Annotated in this window: 18 protein-coding genes and 3 pseudogenes; 9 read left to right on the top strand and 12 right to left on the bottom strand. The window is 44.3% G+C overall.

What is annotated here, in order from left to right:
• Positions 1-490 precede the first annotated feature (490 nt).
• Positions 491-1,588, top strand: a complete 1,098-nt coding sequence (gene rluD / locus Q4B82_RS06895; protein ID WP_303065703.1) for a 23S rRNA pseudouridine(1911/1915/1917) synthase RluD — start codon at positions 491-493, stop codon at positions 1,586-1,588.
• 427 nt (positions 1,589-2,015) lie between these two features.
• Here rluD and Q4B82_RS06890 read toward each other — a convergent pair whose 3' ends face one another.
• Positions 2,016-2,171 carry a hypothetical protein gene (locus Q4B82_RS06890; protein ID WP_303065702.1) on the bottom strand — a complete coding sequence of 52 codons (156 nt, stop codon included), beginning with the start codon at positions 2,169-2,171 and terminating at the stop codon, positions 2,016-2,018.
• Positions 2,172-3,344: a 2-methylaconitate cis-trans isomerase PrpF gene (prpF, locus tag Q4B82_RS06885; RefSeq protein WP_303065701.1), complete on the bottom strand. Its 1,173-nt coding sequence runs from the start codon at positions 3,342-3,344 to the stop codon at positions 2,172-2,174.
• A 212-nt stretch (positions 3,345-3,556) separates the two neighbouring features.
• Here prpF and Q4B82_RS06880 point away from each other — a divergent pair.
• A pseudogene (locus tag Q4B82_RS06880) lies at positions 3,557-3,831 on the top strand (HI_0552 family protein).
• 509 nt (positions 3,832-4,340) lie between these two features.
• Here the strand turns inward: Q4B82_RS06880 and Q4B82_RS06875 are convergent.
• The 4 genes from Q4B82_RS06875 to purM all read right to left on the bottom strand — a co-directional run bounded on the left by Q4B82_RS06875 (position 4,341) and on the right by purM (position 9,288).
• Positions 4,341-5,615 (bottom strand): PilT/PilU family type 4a pilus ATPase, encoded by a 1,275-nt coding sequence (locus Q4B82_RS06875; RefSeq protein ID WP_303065699.1) that lies wholly within the window; start codon positions 5,613-5,615, stop codon positions 4,341-4,343.
• A gap of 59 nt (positions 5,616-5,674) precedes the next feature.
• Entirely contained in the window at positions 5,675-6,715 is a 1,041-nt protein-coding gene (locus Q4B82_RS06870) for a type IV pilus twitching motility protein PilT (RefSeq protein ID WP_303065704.1), read from the bottom strand.
• Positions 6,716-7,398: 683 nt separating this feature from the next.
• Positions 7,399-8,172, bottom strand: a complete 774-nt coding sequence (locus tag Q4B82_RS06865; protein ID WP_303065698.1) for a DUF2314 domain-containing protein — start codon at positions 8,170-8,172, stop codon at positions 7,399-7,401.
• A gap of 78 nt (positions 8,173-8,250) precedes the next feature.
• Positions 8,251-9,288 carry a phosphoribosylformylglycinamidine cyclo-ligase gene (gene purM, locus Q4B82_RS06860; RefSeq protein WP_303065697.1) on the bottom strand — a complete coding sequence of 346 codons (1,038 nt, stop codon included), beginning with the start codon at positions 9,286-9,288 and terminating at the stop codon, positions 8,251-8,253.
• 190 nt (positions 9,289-9,478) lie between these two features.
• Here purM and Q4B82_RS06855 point away from each other — a divergent pair.
• A pseudogene (locus Q4B82_RS06855) lies at positions 9,479-9,913 on the top strand (HAD domain-containing protein); the annotation flags it as partial.
• A 52-nt stretch (positions 9,914-9,965) separates the two neighbouring features.
• Here Q4B82_RS06855 and Q4B82_RS06850 read toward each other — a convergent pair.
• From Q4B82_RS06850 to Q4B82_RS06835, 4 genes are read right to left on the bottom strand one after another with little or no spacing between them, the layout of a single operon-like run.
• On the bottom strand, positions 9,966-11,180 hold the full coding sequence (locus Q4B82_RS06850; protein WP_303065696.1) for a beta-ketoacyl-ACP synthase: 1,215 nt from the start codon (positions 11,178-11,180) through the stop codon (positions 9,966-9,968).
• 3 nt (positions 11,181-11,183) lie between these two features.
• Positions 11,184-11,714 (bottom strand): hypothetical protein, encoded by a 531-nt coding sequence (locus Q4B82_RS06845; RefSeq protein ID WP_303065695.1) that lies wholly within the window; start codon positions 11,712-11,714, stop codon positions 11,184-11,186.
• Positions 11,715-11,757: 43 nt separating this feature from the next.
• Positions 11,758-12,642, bottom strand: a complete 885-nt coding sequence (locus tag Q4B82_RS06840) for an NAD(+) kinase (RefSeq protein WP_303065694.1) — start codon at positions 12,640-12,642, stop codon at positions 11,758-11,760.
• 30 nt (positions 12,643-12,672) lie between these two features.
• Positions 12,673-13,434, bottom strand: a complete 762-nt coding sequence (locus tag Q4B82_RS06835) for a hypothetical protein (RefSeq protein ID WP_303065693.1) — start codon at positions 13,432-13,434, stop codon at positions 12,673-12,675.
• 55 nt (positions 13,435-13,489) lie between these two features.
• Between Q4B82_RS06835 and Q4B82_RS06830 the strand changes: the two genes are divergently transcribed.
• Together Q4B82_RS06830 and rnhA are read left to right on the top strand one after the other, a co-directional pair.
• The gene (locus Q4B82_RS06830) at positions 13,490-13,738 is read left to right on the top strand and encodes a hypothetical protein (protein WP_303065692.1); all 249 of its coding nucleotides are present in this window, start codon (positions 13,490-13,492) and stop codon (positions 13,736-13,738) included.
• A 69-nt stretch (positions 13,739-13,807) separates the two neighbouring features.
• Complete coding sequence (rnhA, locus tag Q4B82_RS06825; RefSeq protein WP_303065691.1) at positions 13,808-14,248, top strand: ribonuclease HI; 441 nt, start codon at positions 13,808-13,810, stop codon at positions 14,246-14,248.
• Positions 14,249-14,270: 22 nt separating this feature from the next.
• Here rnhA and Q4B82_RS06820 read toward each other — a convergent pair whose 3' ends face one another.
• Positions 14,271-15,143 (bottom strand): YicC/YloC family endoribonuclease, encoded by an 873-nt coding sequence (locus Q4B82_RS06820; protein WP_303065690.1) that lies wholly within the window; start codon positions 15,141-15,143, stop codon positions 14,271-14,273.
• A 153-nt stretch (positions 15,144-15,296) separates the two neighbouring features.
• Between Q4B82_RS06820 and Q4B82_RS06815 the strand changes: the two genes are divergently transcribed.
• The 4 genes from Q4B82_RS06815 (at position 15,297) to Q4B82_RS06800 (ending at position 18,648) form a co-directional block, all read left to right on the top strand.
• Positions 15,297-15,824: a hemerythrin domain-containing protein gene (locus tag Q4B82_RS06815; protein WP_303065689.1), complete on the top strand. Its 528-nt coding sequence runs from the start codon at positions 15,297-15,299 to the stop codon at positions 15,822-15,824.
• A 28-nt stretch (positions 15,825-15,852) separates the two neighbouring features.
• Entirely contained in the window at positions 15,853-17,067 is a 1,215-nt protein-coding gene (locus Q4B82_RS06810; protein ID WP_303065688.1) for a D-alanyl-D-alanine carboxypeptidase family protein, read from the top strand.
• Between the two features lie 100 nt (positions 17,068-17,167).
• Positions 17,168-17,884 (top strand): amino acid ABC transporter permease, encoded by a 717-nt coding sequence (locus tag Q4B82_RS06805; RefSeq protein WP_303065686.1) that lies wholly within the window; start codon positions 17,168-17,170, stop codon positions 17,882-17,884.
• A gap of 17 nt (positions 17,885-17,901) precedes the next feature.
• Complete coding sequence (locus tag Q4B82_RS06800; RefSeq protein ID WP_303065685.1) at positions 17,902-18,648, top strand: amino acid ABC transporter ATP-binding protein; 747 nt, start codon at positions 17,902-17,904, stop codon at positions 18,646-18,648.
• A 23-nt stretch (positions 18,649-18,671) separates the two neighbouring features.
• Here Q4B82_RS06800 and Q4B82_RS06795 read toward each other — a convergent pair.
• Positions 18,672-18,895: pseudogene (locus tag Q4B82_RS06795) on the bottom strand (transposase); the annotation flags it as partial.
• Positions 18,896-18,938: the final 43 nt, after the last annotated feature.

The following is an 18,938-nucleotide window of genomic DNA, read 5'->3' as shown; positions in this document are numbered from 1 at the left end:
TTTTATTTGCAGCAACATAATCAAAATAAGCAAACAGAACATTTCGATGGTATTGGAATATTAAGCAAGTTAGGTTATCAAATTGATCCTCTGTTTATTCCACTTTAAACTCGGGCAAAGGTCAATTGCTGTAATTTGCCTAAAGAGGGCGTTGTACCCCAATTTCTGTATTCATGTAGTCGACCTAAATGCGGTAAAGCATATTGTGCCAAGTGTATGGGCAATGGTTTCATCGTCATGTATGGTGTGGTGTACAAAGTGTCTTGTGGGGCATAGTTTGGGTTTTTCAGGCAGCCTACTCTTTCATCAATGTTTAAGATACATCACGAAAATCAAAAAACTAAAATAGCCCTGTTTGTCACATTCATCACATGAGAAATAAAATACAGTCCAAAATTAAAATCATCAATAATTTATATTAAGTCAAAAAACAAGAAAAACAACGCACTTTTAAACAAGCTGCCTAAAAACTTTTAAAAGAAAAGCAACGATGCAAAATACCGAATACGATTTTGATGACATGGAACATCATGACACCAATCCACAAAACCTTGAATTAACCGTACCAAACGATTTGGCAGGTTCTCGTCTGGACGCGGCATTGGCAAAATTGTTGCCTGATTACTCGCGCAGTCGCATAGCTGCTTGGATAAAAGACGGTTTTGTCTTGTGCAATGGCAAAATCGCTACGCCCAAAGACAAACTCATCGGTGGCGAGATTTTACAAGTACAAATTCAGCAAAGCGATGAAAATCAAGCCTTTGAACCCGAAACCATGGATTTGGACATCGTGTTTGAAGACGACACTGTGCTGGTGTTGAACAAACCTGCTGGCTTGGTGGTACACCCTGCTGCGGGTAACTGGACAGGCACGCTGCTCAACGGCTTGCTCGCGCATTGCCCCGAATTGGCGCAAGTGCCACGCGCGGGCATTGTGCATCGTTTGGACAAAGACACCAGTGGCTTGATGGTGGTGGCAAAAACGTTGCCTGCACAACTGCATTTGGTCAATCAACTGCAAAATCGCACGGTCAAGCGGATTTATCGCGCGGTGGCAGATGGCGTGGTGCCGTTTGATGGCAAAATTGAAACGCTGATTGGGCGCGACCCACACAATCGCCTGAAAATGGCTGTCGTGAAATTTGGCGGCAAAGAGGCAATTACCCACGTTAAAGTGCTGGAACGCTACCACGCCCACAGTTACATTGAATGCGAACTGGAAACGGGGCGCACCCACCAAATTCGCGTTCACATGAAAGAGGCGCGACACCCTTTGGCTGGCGACCCTGTTTATGGCAATCCGCGTCATGTTTGTTCGCAACCTGTGAAAGATGTGGTAAAAGGTTTGGCGCGTCAGGCTTTGCACGCCTATCGTTTGCGCTTTATCCACCCCAAATCGGGCGAAGAAGTGGCATTTGAAACGCCCATTCCTGCCGATATGTACCATTTGTTGTCGGTGTTGCGCTTGGAAAGCGGCTTGCATTCATCGTTGAGCCACGAAGTAGAATGGCAAAACCAATTTGAAGACGATGAAGACGATTGGAACGAAGACGATTACGATGTACAAGTGGTTTATGTGAAAGATTGAATTGGGTTTTCAGGCAGCCTCTTGCATTCGAGGCTACCTGAAAAAACATCAATCTCCCCTGATTGTTGGAAACTGGAGCAGACCTGCAAAGTTCTGAAATTTCATACCGAGTGGGCCAGATACTTGGTTCCAACCTACGAAGAACTTGCAAATCTGGTGTTTAGAATGAAGGCAATTTGACAGTGGAGGTCACGCAACATCCCCATACCCACGCTTTGGGTTCACAACATGAAATAGTTTACCTTGCAATTAGAGAAACCATTAAAGCATAAATACTCACCTACACCAACTGAAACCTTTGTAAAACTCAGTTCACAGGAGCAAATTTCATATCTGCCTCGTTTTTATTTATAGGAAATTTCATTTTTACCAATCAATTAAAAAAGGTGAATATGAAATTCATCACTACATCAGTTTTATGGTCAATTCATTTAAAAATGGTACAAGTGTAGGGTTCAACTTGTTGCGCCATTTTTCTAATCAAACAGGGATTGGGTTTACCATAAACATAAAATGGGTTTTCAAAGGTTTCAGGCAGTCGTTTGACATCATCATACTCACTCAATAAATAAGTTAAACTCATTTAAAAACAATCATCAGGCACACGCACCCAGCCTTCCATAATCACACGCGCCGAACGGCTCATCACGGCTTTGGTTGCCGTCCATTCGCCATTGGGCTGTTGCGCCACAGCCGCGCCCACGCGCAAAGTGCCAGATGGGTGTCCGAAACGCACCGCCTCGCGCTCGCCACCGCCAGCCGCCAAATTGACCAAAGTATTCGGCACGGCGGCGGCTGTCGCAATCGCCACCGAAGCCGTTCCCATCATCGCGTGGTGCAATTTGCCCATAGAAAATGCGCGCACCAGCAAATCAATTTCTTGTTTTTCCACCATTTTTCCGCTTGATGCGGTGTAGCTTTGCGCTGGCGCAACAAAGGCGACTTTGGGCGTGTGTTGGCGCGTTTGGGCTTCGTCCAGATTGGCAATCAAGCCCATTTTCAATGCGCCATACGCGCGGATTTTTTCAAAAAACGCCAATTTTTCAGGGTCGCCATTGATGTCGGCTTGCAATTCTGTGCCTGTGTAGCCGATGTCTGCCGCGTTCACAAACACGGTGGGAATGCCCGAATTGATGAGCGTGGCAGGGATTTGTCCAATGTCGGGAATATCCAATAAATCAACAACATTGCCTGTGGGGAACATGGCACCTTCGCCATCGGCAGGGTCTAAAAATTCAATCACGACTTCGGCGGCTGGAAAAGTTACGCCGTCCAATTCAAAATCGCCTGTTTCCAACACTTCGCCATTTTGAATGGGAACGTGGGCGATGATGGTTTTGCCGATGTTTTTTTGCCAAATGCGGACGGTGCAAATGCCGTTTTCGGGGATTTTTTCTTTATCCACAATGCCTTGTGCAATGGCAAACGCGCCCACTGCTGCCGTCATGTTGCCGCAATTTCCGCTCCAATCCACAAAGGGTTTGTCAATGGCAACTTGCCCGAATAAATAGTCCACATCGTGTTCAGGCTGCGTGGATTTGCTTAAAATCAAGGCTTTGCTGGTGGACGAGCTGGCATTGCCCAAGCCGTCAATTTGTTGTTTGTAGGGGTCGGGGCTGCCCAGTACGCGCAAGAGCAATTTGTCGCGTGCCTCGCCTGCGCTTTGGGCGCGTTCGGGCAAATCGCTTAATTTGAAAATCACGCCTTTGGACGTGCCACCGCGAACGTAAACGGCTGGAATTTTGATTTGTGGCATGGTTCTTCTCTCCATTTTGTTGAACAACAAGTGTTTTTCTTATTTACAATCTTTTATTTATTTTAACGTAGATTAAATGATAATGCCAATCCCACAACATTGCGATTTATTCAGGCAGCCATCTTTCCAATTTGCCCAATTAAAATAATACTGTGCCAAACGTATAGCCCCCGAAATCCGCCTGTAAAAGCACGTAGCAAGATTGGCGCGATGTGATTTTTCAGGCAGCCTGCGAATTTGGCAAACCCTTTGCACCACCACACATTGAACGTTGGTGCAATGGCTAGCAAGTTCACACCCATTTTTGGCTTATTTCAAATACGCGCAATATGACAATTCGGCAGTGATTTTATCAGTTTTGCTCAACCTCAACCGTTTGACGGTATCATTAGATTGGTATGCCTATCACACCAACAGTTCGGTTTACAGTTTAACAGATTATCATCAATATATTGATTTATTGTATAAAAATGATTTTAACATTTAGCATGGCGATAACGATGAATATGCTAGTTATCCGCAACTCGCTACGCTGCCTGAAAACGCCTTGAATTTGCGCAACCCAAAGGATTTTTCTGCATCGGCAAACACCTTACACGTGATGATTTGGCAGATACCAATTGCGTGGCATTTGTGGTAGATATTGTGTTGCGGTTATTACCTTTGTACCTGAAGATTCACACATATAGTAAATTAAAATAAGAAATCTGCTTTGTTGCCCGCGCCCTTATGTACTATTTGTACACAGCGGGCGTGGTCGCCTTGCATCTTTCTTATTTTACTTCACTATAAAATAAAGCGCATACAAGACAAAATTAATTATTTGTTTGAAATGATTTGTCAATTTAATAAGATAAAGGCTGCCTGAAAGATTTTCAGGCAGCCTTTATTTGCGGTGAAAACAGATGTTATGCCTGTTTTTTATTCATTTTGAGAAGCCATAGATTGATGATAATGGTTTTCTATCGTCTAATCATGTGAACATGGTTTCTTACTTCAAAGCAAATTCAAATCGGTTACACGTTCAAAAATATGCGTTGATTCCCTACCCTCTTCCCACAATTTAATTCTCAAACGCAAATCGTTTACTGATTCAGCTTGTCGCAATGCTTCTTCATAAGTAATTTGGTCTTCAGTATAAAGACGGAATAAATTTTGGTCAAAAGTTTGCATGCCTTCATTTTCTGAACGTGCCATGAGATTCATCATTTCCATGAGCTCCCCTTTAAACATATGGTCTTGCATCGCAGGTGAATTAATCAATAAATCTACAATCGCTGTACGACCACCTTGTTTTAAACGTGCCAAACGCTGACCAATAATGCCTACCGTATTTAATGCCAAATCCATCAACACTTGCTGATGTCGCTCTTCTGGATAGAAGTTCATAATCCGTTCAACGGTTTGTACGGCATTGTTGGCGTGAATGGTAAAAATACACAGATGACCCGTTTGTGCCAGTTGCAGAGCATATTCCATTGTGTGTTCATTACGCACCTCGCCCACACAGACTACATCAGGGGCTTGACGCATGGCCGATTGCACCGCCATAGACCAAGAAGTGGTGTCAATCCCCAATTCTCGTTGGGTAAAAATGGATTTAATTGGTTTATGTAAATATTCTACGGGGTCTTCAATAGTAACAATGTGTCCCGCAGCGTGTTTGTTACGCCAATCCAACATCGCAGCCATAGAAGTGGATTTACCCGAACCCGTTGCCCCTGCCAAAATCAATAAACCGCGTGGTTGCATTGCCAAATCTTTTAAACCTTGTGGCAATTTCAAATCATCAATGGTTAAAATTTTGGTGGTAATGCGCCGCCAAACCATACCCATACGACCTTGCTCATGATATGCATTCACACGGAAACGAATACCTCCTGATGAGGAAACCGAATAATTTAACTCCAACTCTTGCTCAAAACGCACACGCTGTTCAGACGACATGGTGGAATGCACCAAAATTTGCGTTTCTTGTGCCGTTAGAGGCTTCAAGGGAACAGGCGTTAATTCACCATTGATTTTAAATGAGGGTGGAAAACCTGCGCTGATAAAAATATCCGATGCATTGCGTTTTTCGCTCTCTGCTGCCATTTTTTCCAATAAGGGATGCAAACCCATTTTTGATGAGGCTACTGGTTTTTCGGTTTGCTCATCATGGGAAACAGAAGCGTTAGGCTTATCTTGATGATGGGTAACTTGGTAATTTTGCACAAAACTTTCTAATAAATGTGCCACATTTTCTTTACGTTCATTTGGTTGTTCTGACACAACATCCTCCCAGACTGTTTCAGATTAAGCTATTAATTTAAATTAAAAATAATCCAAAATCAAGTAATCAAATCAGGATTTTGTGCTTTGGCACGCGCCGCTTCCAAAGACACCACATTGCGACGTACCAAGTCTTGCAAACATTGGTCAAGCGTTTGCATGCCATAGTTTTGACCCGTTTGAATAGATGAATTCATTTGGGCAATTTTGTTTTCACGAATCAGGTTACGAATAGCAGGTGTAGAAACCATGATTTCATGTGCCGCAACACGACCTTTACCGTCTTTGGTTTTCATCAAAGTTTGGGCAATTACGGCACGCAATGATTCTGATAACATGGAGCGCACCATCTCTTTCTCGGCAGCTGGGAACACGTCAATGATACGGTCAATGGTTTTAGAAGCTGATGTGGTATGCAATGTACCGAATACCAAGTGCCCTGTTTCAGCAGCGGTTAATGCCAAACCAATGGTTTCTGGGTCACGCATCTCGCCCACCAAAATAATATCTGGGTCTTCACGCAAAGCCGATTTAAGGGCATTAGCAAAACTGTGTGTATGCTCATGCAGTTCACGCTGATTGACCAAGCATTTTTTAGATTGATGCACAAACTCAATCGGGTCTTCAATCGTCAAAATATGACCTGCATGGTTGTCATTGATGTAGTCAATCATCGCTGCCAAAGTGGTGGATTTACCTGAACCCGTAGGTCCCGTTACCAACACCAAACCGCGCGGATTATTGGCGATTTTCTGGAAAATTTTAGGTGCTTTCAATTCTTCCAAAGTCAAAACTTTGCTTGGAATAGTTCGCAACACCGCCGCAGGTCCACGATTGGTATTAAATGCATTCACACGGAAACGCGCTACATTGGGCAACTCAAAAGAAAAGTCGGTTTCCAAATTTTGTTGGTAATTTTTGCGCTGTAAATCGTTCATGATGGAACTAATCATATTACCCACATCTTCTGCGCTCATTTCAGGCAAGTTAATGCGGCGCACATCGCCATGTACACGAATCATAGGTGGCAAACCTGCCGACAAATGTAAGTCTGATGCTTTGTTTTTCACGCCGAACGCCAACAGGTCGGTAATTTGCATACTCATAAAAAGACCTTTTTTATAAAAATGGGGAAATAAATTCTATTGTAAAGAAAATTGGGGATTTTGATAAGACAAAAAGCATATTTTGTGCAATTAGGCTGCCTGAAAGTGTTGCCATCGTGAATCATGACAACATTTACCTTTTACCTATATTTTCAGGCAACCTGAAATCGGCAAAATAGGGGAAGATTGTGTTTCGCCCAATTTGTCCAGTTGCACGGCAAAATTGCCCATACCCGATAAGATTTGCGTTAAGCTCACTGCGGTGACAATGTGGCGAATGTTTTGTGCTGATTCGGGGAAGTCGGTTTGACCAACAAATCATGGTCATTTTTTCAAAAAAGTAATTGTTGCATCAAATAGTTCAGATAATATCCAGCCGCCGCCGATTATGGCGAACAAAAAGCAAATATGGAGAAAAATCTGCACTTTTTTATTGTAATAAATATTGTCAAGCCATTCATTGTACTCACATTGTTTGCGTAGGCTGCGATTCATGCTTTGCATCCATTTATTATGTGCATTTTGAAAATGGTTTTTCTGGATTTTTGTGATGATTTGGCTTGCTGTTCTAACTTCATTCATAAAATTGATTTCCCATAAAAAACAAAATGGTACTCATAAGAAAGGGAGATATAAAATCCCCCCTAAGGATAAAGTTCAGGCAGCCTGAAAAAATATCAATGCACGTTAGGCACTTCGCCCAAAACCGCCAGCACATTTTGCCATTGCAAATGGCGAGCAAAGTTGGCGGCGGTGTAGCCTTCATCGGTTTGCGCTGTGGGGTCTGCGCCATGTTCCAGCAATAACTCAATCAAAGGCGCATTGCCCGCAATCGCTTCCGTGTGCAATAAGGTGTAGCCGCGTTCATTGGATTGGGTAGGTAAATCAGCGTTTTGTTGCAAATGTTCACGCCATTTTTCTAGCATATTCACACACATTGGGTGTTCTTGCACATTTTCGGGGTGGGCTTCTTGTTCGTAAACCAGCAAGGTTTTGCCTGCTTCGCCAAAATTCAAACCCCATGCTTCATCATGTTCGGTGCGTTCTGCTTCGTCCATCTGCACACGGGCTGCCTGAATGGTAAAACCGCCATACACCACATCTTGACACAAAAACATCCAATCGCTAATTGCCTCCACAGGCAGTCCTTCAATCCGCTCGCCTTCACTAACGATGGTTAATTCGTGTGGCTCATTCACCAAAGTGCCACTGATGTGGATACCATCAAAATCAATTTCATTCAACCACATATGCTCGGTGCGGATTTCACCGTCCACTTCTTGCATAAAGGGCGCTTTGACCATCGCAAAATCCAAAGCAGGAATAATGCGGCGGTATTCCCAATACAGTTCACGCCAAAAATATTTGAACGTGGCACGCGCATGGGCATAAGCCTGTTCTAAATCATCATTTGCGTCAAGCCAAACAATGCCATCTTGCTGATTAAACATGATTTTCTCCCTAAATTAAGTTTTAGGCTGCCTTTGGGTCAGTTATTAAATTTAAAGAGAAAGGCAGCCTGAAAAGATTTACGCGATTTGCGTTTGGTGTTCATCGCCCACGCGCTCGCGGATTTTGCCCAAACGGTACACCGTTTCGCCTTGTTCCGCCAAGAATTTTTCCGCTTTGTCCGCATTTTCGGGCGACACAATCACCACCATGCCCACGCCGCAGTTGAACGTGCGGTACATTTCCGCCATTTCCACATTGCCGCCTTGTTGCAACCATTGGAATAATTTGGGCAATTCCCACGATTGCGCGTCAATTTGCGCCACGCAGTTTTCAGGCAGCACGCGCGGTACATTTTCGGTAATGCCACCGCCTGTGATGTGTGCCATGCCTTTGATTTCAAATTCTTTTAATGCCGCCAAAATCGGTTTCACATACAAACGGGTTGGCGCAATAATCGCTTGACGCAAAGTTTTGTCGCCATCAAAAGGTGCGTCCAAATCGGGATTGTCGCGCGCCAAAATTTTGCGAACCAGCGAATAGCCGTTGGAATGCACCCCATTGCTCGCCAAGCCCAAAACCACATCGCCTGCTTTGATGTTGCGCCCGTTGATGATTTGCGATTTTTCTACCACGCCCACCGCAAAACCTGCCAAATCGTATTCGCCGTCTGGGTACATGCTGGGCATTTCTGCCGTTTCGCCGCCGATTAGGGCGCAGCCTGATTCTTCGCAGCCTTGCGCGATGCCTTTAATCACATCGGTGGCGCGCGCCACGTCCAATTTGCCACACGCAAAATAATCCAAGAAAAACAAAGGCTCTGCACCTTGAACCAGAATGTCGTTCACGCTCATTGCCACCAAATCAATGCCGACTGTGTCGTGTTTGTCCCATTCAAACGCCAATTTCAGTTTGGTGCCAACGCCATCTGTGCCGCTTACCAATACAGGATTTTGGTATTTTTTGCTGATTTCCACCAATGCGCCAAAGCCGCCCAAATCGCCCAGCACTTCGGGGCGCATGGTGCGTTTGGCAAAGGGTTTGATGTTTTCAACGAGTTGGTCGCCAGCGTCAATGTCCACGCCTGCATCGCGGTAGCTTAAAGATTCTTGGGTCATGGTGTTTTCCAATCGTGTGATAAAAAATGGGTTTCAGGCTGCCTGAAACGAAGTTCAGCATAGCTAAAAAACGCCATTTTACTGGATTTACCCCAAAAAAAACAGCTTGGCGCAGCAAACCCATAATCGGGTACAATTTACGCTGTTTATTTTACAGGATAATTCAAAGTGTTGATTTTTTTTAGATTTTGACGGTGTATTGCATTCTGCCATATCGCGTCCAAATGCACGTTTATTCAGCCAATTACCGCTTTTGGAAACCTTTTTCAGGCAGCCTGAATGGAAAAATGTGCAATTTGTGATTTCATCAACATGGCGTTTGGGGCGCGATTTGGACGATTTGCGCCGCCCATTTTCTCCCGATTTTCATGCGCGGATTATTGGTGTAACCCCCGATTTACCCCGTTCAGGCAGCCTGAATGGTCATCGTGAACGCGAAATTTTACAATGGTTGCGTGATTTTGAGTGTGAACACGCCGCGTGGGCAGCATTGGACGATTTGCCCAGCTATTTTGATAAACACATGGCGCATTTATTTTTATGTACCAGTTCAACAGGTTTGATGGAACATGATTTGCCGCATTTGGCGGTGCATTTACAAGAAAATGGTTTTCAGGCTGCCTGAAAATAAATGGATTGTACTGAATGTCCAATAATTTGTGTATGGCAAATGCGGTTTAACCGATAATCAGAACCGCATTGTTGCCACCAAAGGCGAAAGATGAACTGGCAACAATGCGTTTTTCAGTTTGCCATTTGCTTGTTTTATCGGTTAAATGAATTTCAGGCAGCTTGTTATCGCGTATGCCGTCCCAAATTTGAGGGGGTAAACGTGCCTGTGGATTATGATGCGAACTGGCTACTCCCCAAGCGAATGCGGCTTCAATCGCACCTGCTGCACCAAGTGTATGACCTGTAAGCGGTTTGGTGGACGTACACGGTGTTTGCGTACCGAAAACTTGGGCAACCGCAATGCTTTCCATGCTGTCATTGTGTACTGTGCCTGTGCCATGTAAATTAATCCAAGCAATGTCTTGTGCTTGTAAATCGGCTTGTGTTAAGGCTGCCTGAAAAGCCTGTATCGCACCCAAACCGTCAGGACGTGGCGTAGACATATGATGGGCATCGCTGCTGCTGCCGTAAGCCAAAAGTTGTAAAGCATGGGCATCAAAATCGGCATCACGTGTCATGATGAAAACAGCTGCCGCTTCGCCAATATTGATGCCGTTGCGATTGACCGAAAAGGGATTGCTCAATTCATTGGACAATACTTCTAACGCCGCAAAACCATTGATGGTTAAAGGCGATAAAGTGTCCACACCACCACAAATCACCGCATCACACAAACCTGCACGCAATAGGCGAGCGGCACTGATTAAAGCACGTGCCCCCGATGTACAAGCAGTGGAAACCACATAACACAAATTGCTTAAACCATAGACTTCTGCCACAAAATCAGCAGGTGCAGACAACACATTCTGTGCTTGATTAAACGATAAGTGCGCCCAATCCACGCCGTTTGCTGCCTGTTGATACATTGGTATGTTTTCATCTACACCGCTGGTTGATGTCCCCAAAACCACCGCAATGCGATGTGCGCCATAACGTTGCTTGGCTACCTGAATCTGTGCTTCCATTTGTGCCAGAGCGTGCCACAGTAATTGATTGGTGCGACTTTTATGGTGTTCAGGCAGCCCTTCTTCTGGAAAAGAACGCAAGGTTTCATTGACTTTGCCAAAAGCCAATTTTTTTCCTTTAATCATTTGATTATCAAAAGTTAAAGGAGAGTGTACAGGCGGGTCAAGCAAGGCAGTTATGTGTTGTGTCAAGCCGCTGCCCAGTGCACTTGTAAGTGCAGGCGTAGAAAGGTAAACGGGGATAGGTGTTTTCATGTGCTATTCTTCTATCGGGCGAATCAACCAACGGTTTTGATTGGGAAAAACATAAATCACGCCATTTGCATGGTCTTGGCTGTACCACATCACATCTTGTTGCAATAAAGTGCTTATCCCCTGATTTTTTGTACCCAGACGCTGAATATCGGCATAATCCACAAAACCAAATTGTTGTGCCACCGCCAAAAACAAACGCCGTGCTTCGCCGTTAGGGGGCAAAAAACCATCGTTGTGCCATTTACCTTGTGGCGACACAATTTGTCGTGAGACGGGCGAACCCAAAACATCGGTTTGCACAAAACGCAAACAATATTGTTGTGCAGTTTCCATAGTGCAGTCTTTACTTTGAAATGGCTCAACTGCCAATAAAGTGGTTTGTAATACATTGCTTGCTGAATCAATTTGGGCTGCCTGAAACCAACGTGTTGCTGGTATTTTGTCCTTAAACACCCATTTTTCAGGCAGCCTACCTGAAAATGAGCAAGCCGATAACCCAACAATCGCCAGATATAGACCTAATCGGAACATCATTCGTTTTTCCATTTTCAATACAGGTTTTCAATACGGCTCATACTCAAACCAATTGTTCACCCCAATGTAGTTTCTGCCGCAAGGTTTTGTAATATTGGTAATCGGTAGGGTGCAGAATCCGCAAAGTATTGCGATAGCGATTGATGGTTAATACGTCCATGCTTTGAATGTCCACAAAAGATTGTCCATCATAATGAACACGTGCATCGCCTGATTTGGTAATCAAAATTTTGATTTCGCAACTGTCTGAAATCACAATCGGACGATTGGTCATGGATTGGGGACAAATGGGCACCAAAGTAAATGCACGCAATGCGGTTTGTAAAATGGGACCACCTGCCGCCAAAGAATAAGCGGTTGAACCCGTTGGTGTAGAGACAATCAAGCCATCAGAACGTTGGGTATACACAAATTCGCCATTGATGAATACTTCAAATTCAATCATTTGCCCTGTACCACCGCGTGAAAGCACCACATCATTCAATGCCAAACCCTGATAGATACCTTCACCATTACGCGATACTTTGGTCTCCAAAACAATGCATTCATCAGCAAGGTATTTGCCTGTAAACATGCCTTTAAGTTCGCTGACCATTTGTTCACGGGTAACTTGGGTTAAAAAACCCAAATGCCCCTGATTGACACCAATGAGCGGCACACGATAAGGTGCAGCTTTACGCGCGGCAGATAAAAATGTGCCATCACCACCCAAAACCACAATTAAATCGCAACTTCGCCCCAAATCCGTTACCACCTCACATGCTGCTTGGTCGGCTTCGCTAACCAAGCCTTCGGCAACATAACTGCGGTCAAGATACACTTTCAAATCTTCACTCAATAGAAAATAAATCAATTCATGAATAACAGGGGCGATGTTTAAAGTATTAGGGCGCGTTAAAATACCGATGTGTTTGAATTGGCTGAACATGATTTTGCTCCGTTTTCAGGCTGCCTGAAATCATTTTTCACGCAGTTGGTGTTTGACGGTACGCAAAACTGCGTCCAAATTGTGCGCCAACACCTCTTGCACCACTTGTGGTGTTTCTTCATTGAATTGAATTTGCAATTCATAAGACAGCATGGCAAGTTTTTTTTGCAAGACTTGGCGTACCATACCTGCCACCGCATTGGTTAAGTGTGGCGTAAGTTTATCGCGCAAACCATTGATTAATTCCTGCTCCGAAAGGATTTTCACGCGACGCGTGGCAGGCAAATCGGGTAAACCATAAACGTGTACCGCAAACTCGGGCAAACGGTTTTCAGGCAGCCTTTCTGTGTGTTCAGATACAGACAGATTGGCTTTTTCACAATTGAAAATCAAAGTTTTTTCAGGTTTCAGCTCCTGACGGCGGCGTTCAAATTGCAAAGCAGATTGGGCTTGTAACCAATCTTCTTGAATCAATATGCCCACATCATCTTCATCAATTGCCTGATTTTGATTGTGTTGTGTTTCGCATTCACGCAAATATTGACGATAGGCTTCATCTAATTCTGCATCGCCAAATTGCTTTTCTACCCTTTGCACAGAAACGGTTTGATTCTGTGTGATACTTGTAACGATATGGTTACTGGTGGTTTCTTCCACATTTTGCACACGCTGTTCACGCAAACGTTGTAAATCCTGCGCCCAATTTTCAGAAACATCATCGTTTGTTTTTTGTTCAGTCAGTGTAAAAATCATTGGTGAATTGCCCAAATTATCCATTTTTAAATTATCCATTGAACGTTTGCCACAGGGCTTTTAAAATGTATCTTTTTCAATAAAGACCATCATCATGCAAGATTGGGAAAAACGGCTTGACCATTTAGAAGCCTGCAACGACATACTTACCATGCAAAACCGCGTATTGGCGACTGCCATCAAAGGCTTATTACGCGCCTTGCCACAAGAAATCATGCAAGAGGCAGTAGAATCCATTCAGGCAGCCTTTGAAGACGAAATCGCTGAATTAGGTTACACTCATGAACACCATGCCGATTTGTTTCAAGATGTGGCATACGAATTTTTCCGTGATAAAAACTGAAACATTCAGCCTGCCTAAAAACCGTGCAGTTTACCGTATTTTGCCCCTTTTTGACTACATTAACCAACCATGAATACCCCTGTTTATCTTTATACCGATGGTGCGTGCAAAGGCAATCCTGGTCCTGGTGGCTGGGGTGTGTTATTGCGTTATGGCACACACGAAAAAACGCTTTACGGTGGCGAGACCAATACCACCAACAATCGCATGGAATTAAAAGCCGTGATTGAAGGTTTGACAGCACTCAAACGTCCTTGTCGTGTCATCATCTGTACCGATTCACAATATGTAAAAAATGGTATGGAAAAATGGATACATGGTTGGAAAAAAAACGGTTGGAAAACAGCTTCAAAACAACCAGTTAAAAATGAAATATTGTGGCGGCGTTTAGATGAACTGGTTGCGCTACATCAAATTGAATGGCAATGGGTGCGCGGTCATAACGGTCATGCCGAGAATGAACGCGCCGACCAACTTGCCAATCAAGGTGCTGCCCAATACACCACATAAGGTTTTCAGGCAGCCTATTTCCTTATTCAATATTTTGGACTTGTTCCCGCATTTGCTCAATCAAAACCTTCAATTCAACCGAAACTTGCGTGCACTCGCTGGCAATGGATTTACTGCCCAAAGTATTAGCTTCACGGTTTAATTCTTGCATCAAAAAGTCCAAACGCTTGCCCATACCACCTTTTTGCTCGGTAACAATGCGGCGCACTTCGCCAATGTGCATACGCAAACGGTTGAACTCCTCGTCTACATCGGATTTTTGCATGAACAACACAAACTCTTGTTTCAAGCGTTCTTCGTCCACATGAACAATCGCTTCTTGCAAACGGCGACGTGTACGCAACAAATGTGCTTCACGCAACTGGGGGAACAATTCTTCCAACGCACCCACAATCGCTTCCATTAAATCCAAACGTTCCAAAATATGTTGCTGCAATTTCACGCCTTCTCGTTCACGTGAGGCAATAAAATCGCCCAAAGCCTTGTCCAACAAAGTTTCTACTGTGCCAAATAAAATTTCACTGTCTGCCTTGCTGCTGACCAAAACACCAGGAAAACGCAAAACATCAGCCACCGACAATTTCGCCAAGCTGCCGTGTTTTTTGCGCCATTTTTCATTCAGTTCCGCCAATTCAGACACCAGCTGGTGGTTCACATTCAGGCTGCCTGAAACATCTGCCACATCACTCAAAATAATGCGGCATTCCATTTTGCCACGCACAATTTTACTCGCCAATTTTTCGCGCAATGTCCCTTCCAAAACCCGTAAATCATCAGGCATTTTGAACTGCACATCAAAAAAACGGTGATTCAAAGAACGAAGTTCCAAATCAATTCGTTTGCCTGCCACTTCCGCATAAGCATTGGCAAAACCTGTCATACTGCGTACACTCATGTCTTTTTCCTGTATTCCTAAAATATTGGGTTGTTGAAAAAACGTTTTGATGTTATCAGAGAAGCCGAGTGTAAGCAAAAGTTTCGCCTGTTACCTGATTTTTGTACAATGTTTCCTTTCAGGCAGCCTGATTAACCACGAAAGAACATTTTTATGCTCACGTTCAATCCACAAGCTACGCCTACTTGGGACGAACCCATTGATATGCTTTATGCTTGTCATAGCAAAGTTAAACGCTTTTGTGCTCAATTAGAAATGCTCCCAAAGTATTTGGCTGAACACGGCTTAAATCCAGCAGCACGCGATGCCATCACGCAAATTTGTACTTATTTCAACCAAGCCGCACCCTTGCATCATGACGATGAAGAACAGGACTTTTTTCCCACTTTGCTTCATTACGCGCCACAAGCACAAAATCAGGTAGATGAACTCAATCGCCAGCACCAAATTTTGCATGAAAATTGGACAGAACTGCACCAGATATTAAGCCATGTTCTAAATGGCAATTTAAGTCAATGCAATCCCAAAATCATACAAGCTTTTACCCATGCCTATGCCCAACACATGGCGATTGAAGAACCTTTATTTGAATTGGGTCGCCAACACATTCCACTTGCCCAACAGCACGCCATAGGACAAATCATGGCAGCACGTCGCCACCCTACCTTTCAGGCAGCCTGAAAGCCATTTCACGAGATTCAGCAACATCATGAAAAATTTTTTAACCATTGTCTGCATTGCTGCATGGCTGTTCCATTGCCCTGCTTTTGCTGCACCCCAAACCGCTTTCCAACCCGAACAGGCTTTTCAGGCAGCCGCTCTCCTTCCCGATGCAACAAACAGCACACTTCCCGCTGCCCCCAATATTGCCGCTACCGCCTATTGGTTACACGACTTGCAAAGCCATTACACGATTGCCAGCAAAAATGCCCATAGTAAAATTGAACCTGCGTCATTAACCAAATTGATGACCGCCTATTTGAGCTTTCAAGCCCTAAACAATGGTAATATCCATGCCGAGCAACAATTTACTGTTTCCGAAAACGCTTGGCGAACCGAAGGCGCACGCATGTTTTTGGAAAAAGGCAAGAAGGTCAAGGTCAGCGAATTGCTCATGGGTTTGGTGGTTCAATCGGGCAACGATGCCGCCATAACACTTGCCGAAGGCATTTCAGGCAGCGAAACGGCTTTTGTTGCCTTGATGAACCAAGAAGCACAAAAACTGGGTATGCTGAACACCCATTTTGAAAACAGCACAGGTATTTCCAGCCCCAAACACTTGACGACGGTATCTGATTTAGGCATCTTATCCACCGCTCTGATTCGTGACTTCCCTGAATATTATCCACTTTATTCCGAAAAATCATTTACTTACAATGGAATTACCCAATCCAACCGTAATCTGCTTTTGCACCGTGATTCAGAAGTAGACGGTTTAGCCTCAGGCCATACGCCCAGTGCAGGTTACAACCTGATTGCATCAAGCAAACGTGGCGGCAGACGCATTTTAAGCATTGTGGTCGGCACAGCCAGCACAGAAGCGCGTGCCACCGAAAGCAGCAAGTTGCTCAACCATGCCTTACAATACTTTGACACACCCAAAATGTATACAGCCAATCAAAGCATTGCCCAAGTCAAAATTTACAAAGGCGCGGAAAAAACGGTGGACGCAGGTTTTTTACAGGACACTTACTTTACTGTGCCACGTCAGGGAAGCCACATCAAAACCCTTTTTGAAAGCCAACAACCTGTGCTGGCACCAATTCACAAAGGACAAGAACTTGGTACACTCAAATTGATGGCAAACAACCAAATATTGAGTGAACACAAAGTATTTGCCCTTCATGATGTCGCTGAATCAGGCATACTTCGCCGCATTTGGGACAGCATTGTTTTATGGTTCAAACTTTTGTTTGCCGATTAACTTTCAGGCAGCCTCTTGGAGTAGGTGCAAGAAATCAAGGCTGCCTGAAACCTTTATCCTTGTACGCTTCTCTTTTCATGCTTAATAACGGAGTTGTTCTGTGTTACAACAATTTCTCACTTCCCTACCCTTTATGACCAATACTCGCGCGGAATTGGCCATCAGCGCATTCTTACCTATGGTTAAAGCCGCTTTCTTGGTTTCCGTGCCTTTGGCTGTAGCATCATTTTTATGTGGCATGACCATTGCTGTTGGTGTGGCACTGATTCGCATCTCGCCCTCACAATCACCGCTTACCAAAATCCTCAAAGGCTTGGTACATGCCTACGTCTCCATGATACGCGGTACGCCACTTTTGGTACAAATCTCCATTGTTTTCTATGGCTTACCTGCACTCAATATTTTTATTGACCCCATTCCTGCCGCCATCATCGGCTTTTCACTCAATGTTGGCGCATACGGTTCAGAAACCATACGCGCCGCCATTTTGTCTGTGCCAAAAGGACAATGGGAAGCAGGTTTTTCCATCGGCATGCCCTATATGCAAACCTTTCGCCGCATCATCGCCCCACAAGCCTTTCGCGTTGCTGTACCGCCATTGAGCAACGATTTTATTGGCTTATTCAAAAATACTTCTCTAGCATCGGTCGTAACCGTTACCGAGATGTTCCGCGTGGCACAACAATACGCCAACTTATTTTACGACTTTTTGCCCATTTACATTGAAGCAGGCATCATTTATTGGTGTTTTTGTGCCGTTTTATTCGCCATTCAAGCCCGTTTAGAACGCCATTTCAGTCGCCACATTGCCCGATAAGAAAGGAAACAAACACCATGATTGAAATCCGCAACATTCAAAAATCTTTTGGTAGCAACACCATTTTGCGCGGTATTGATTTGGACATACAACAAGGGCAAGTGGTAGTCATACTCGGTCCATCAGGTTCAGGCAAAACCACATTCTTACGCTGCCTAAACGCTTTGGAAACGCCCGAAGCAGGAAAAATCACATTCAGGCAGCCTGCATTCAGTTTGGATTTCGCTCAAAAATACAACAAAAAAGACATTCTCGCCTTACGCCGCAAAACCGCCATGGTGTTCCAGCAATACAATTTGTTCCCACACAAAACCGCGCTGGAAAACATCACCGAAGCCCCCATACACGTTCAAGGCAAAAGCCGTGAAACCGCCGAAGCCGAAGCCCTGCAACTCTTGGAAAAAGTTGGCTTGGCAGATAAAGCCAATTTGTATCCACACCAACTTTCAGGCGGACAACAACAGCGCATCGGCATCGCTCGCGCATTGGCATTACAACCCGAGTTGATGCTGTTTGACGAACCCACTTCCGCATTGGATCCCGAATTGGTACAAGACGTACTCAACATCATGAAGCAACTTGCCCATGAAGGACGCACCATGGTGGTGGTAACACATGAAGTGAAATTCGCTCTGGACGTTGCCGATGTGGTGGTTGTGATGGACGGTGGACACATTGTGGAACAAGGCGCACCTGAAAAACTGTTTAACGCCCCTAAACATGAACGCACTCGCAGTTTTTTAAGTCGCATCAAGCAAGGTTAAGAATAATAAGGCAATATAGTTATTTAAAATAAAAACCGCTCATTAGAATTGCCCATTTCAGGCAGCACTTTTCGCAGATGTTTTTGAATATTCGCCCACGCTGTTTCAATCGGATTAAGCTCTGGTGAATAAGGTGCAAAGGGGGGTTATGCCCCTCTTTTACTGCAATTTTTGTTAAAACAAGCAACCAATGAAAGCGGGCATTATCCAGCACAATAACAGATGGTTCAGTTAATTCAGGCAGCAATACTCATTCAAACATCGTTTACCACTGATTTGTGCCTTAACTG

The organism is Alysiella sp., assembly GCF_030525755.1.
Taxonomy (GTDB): domain Bacteria; phylum Pseudomonadota; class Gammaproteobacteria; order Burkholderiales; family Neisseriaceae; genus Simonsiella.
The sequence above is the reverse complement of the archived record's forward strand: the minus strand, read 5'-3'. Positions and strand labels throughout refer to the sequence as shown.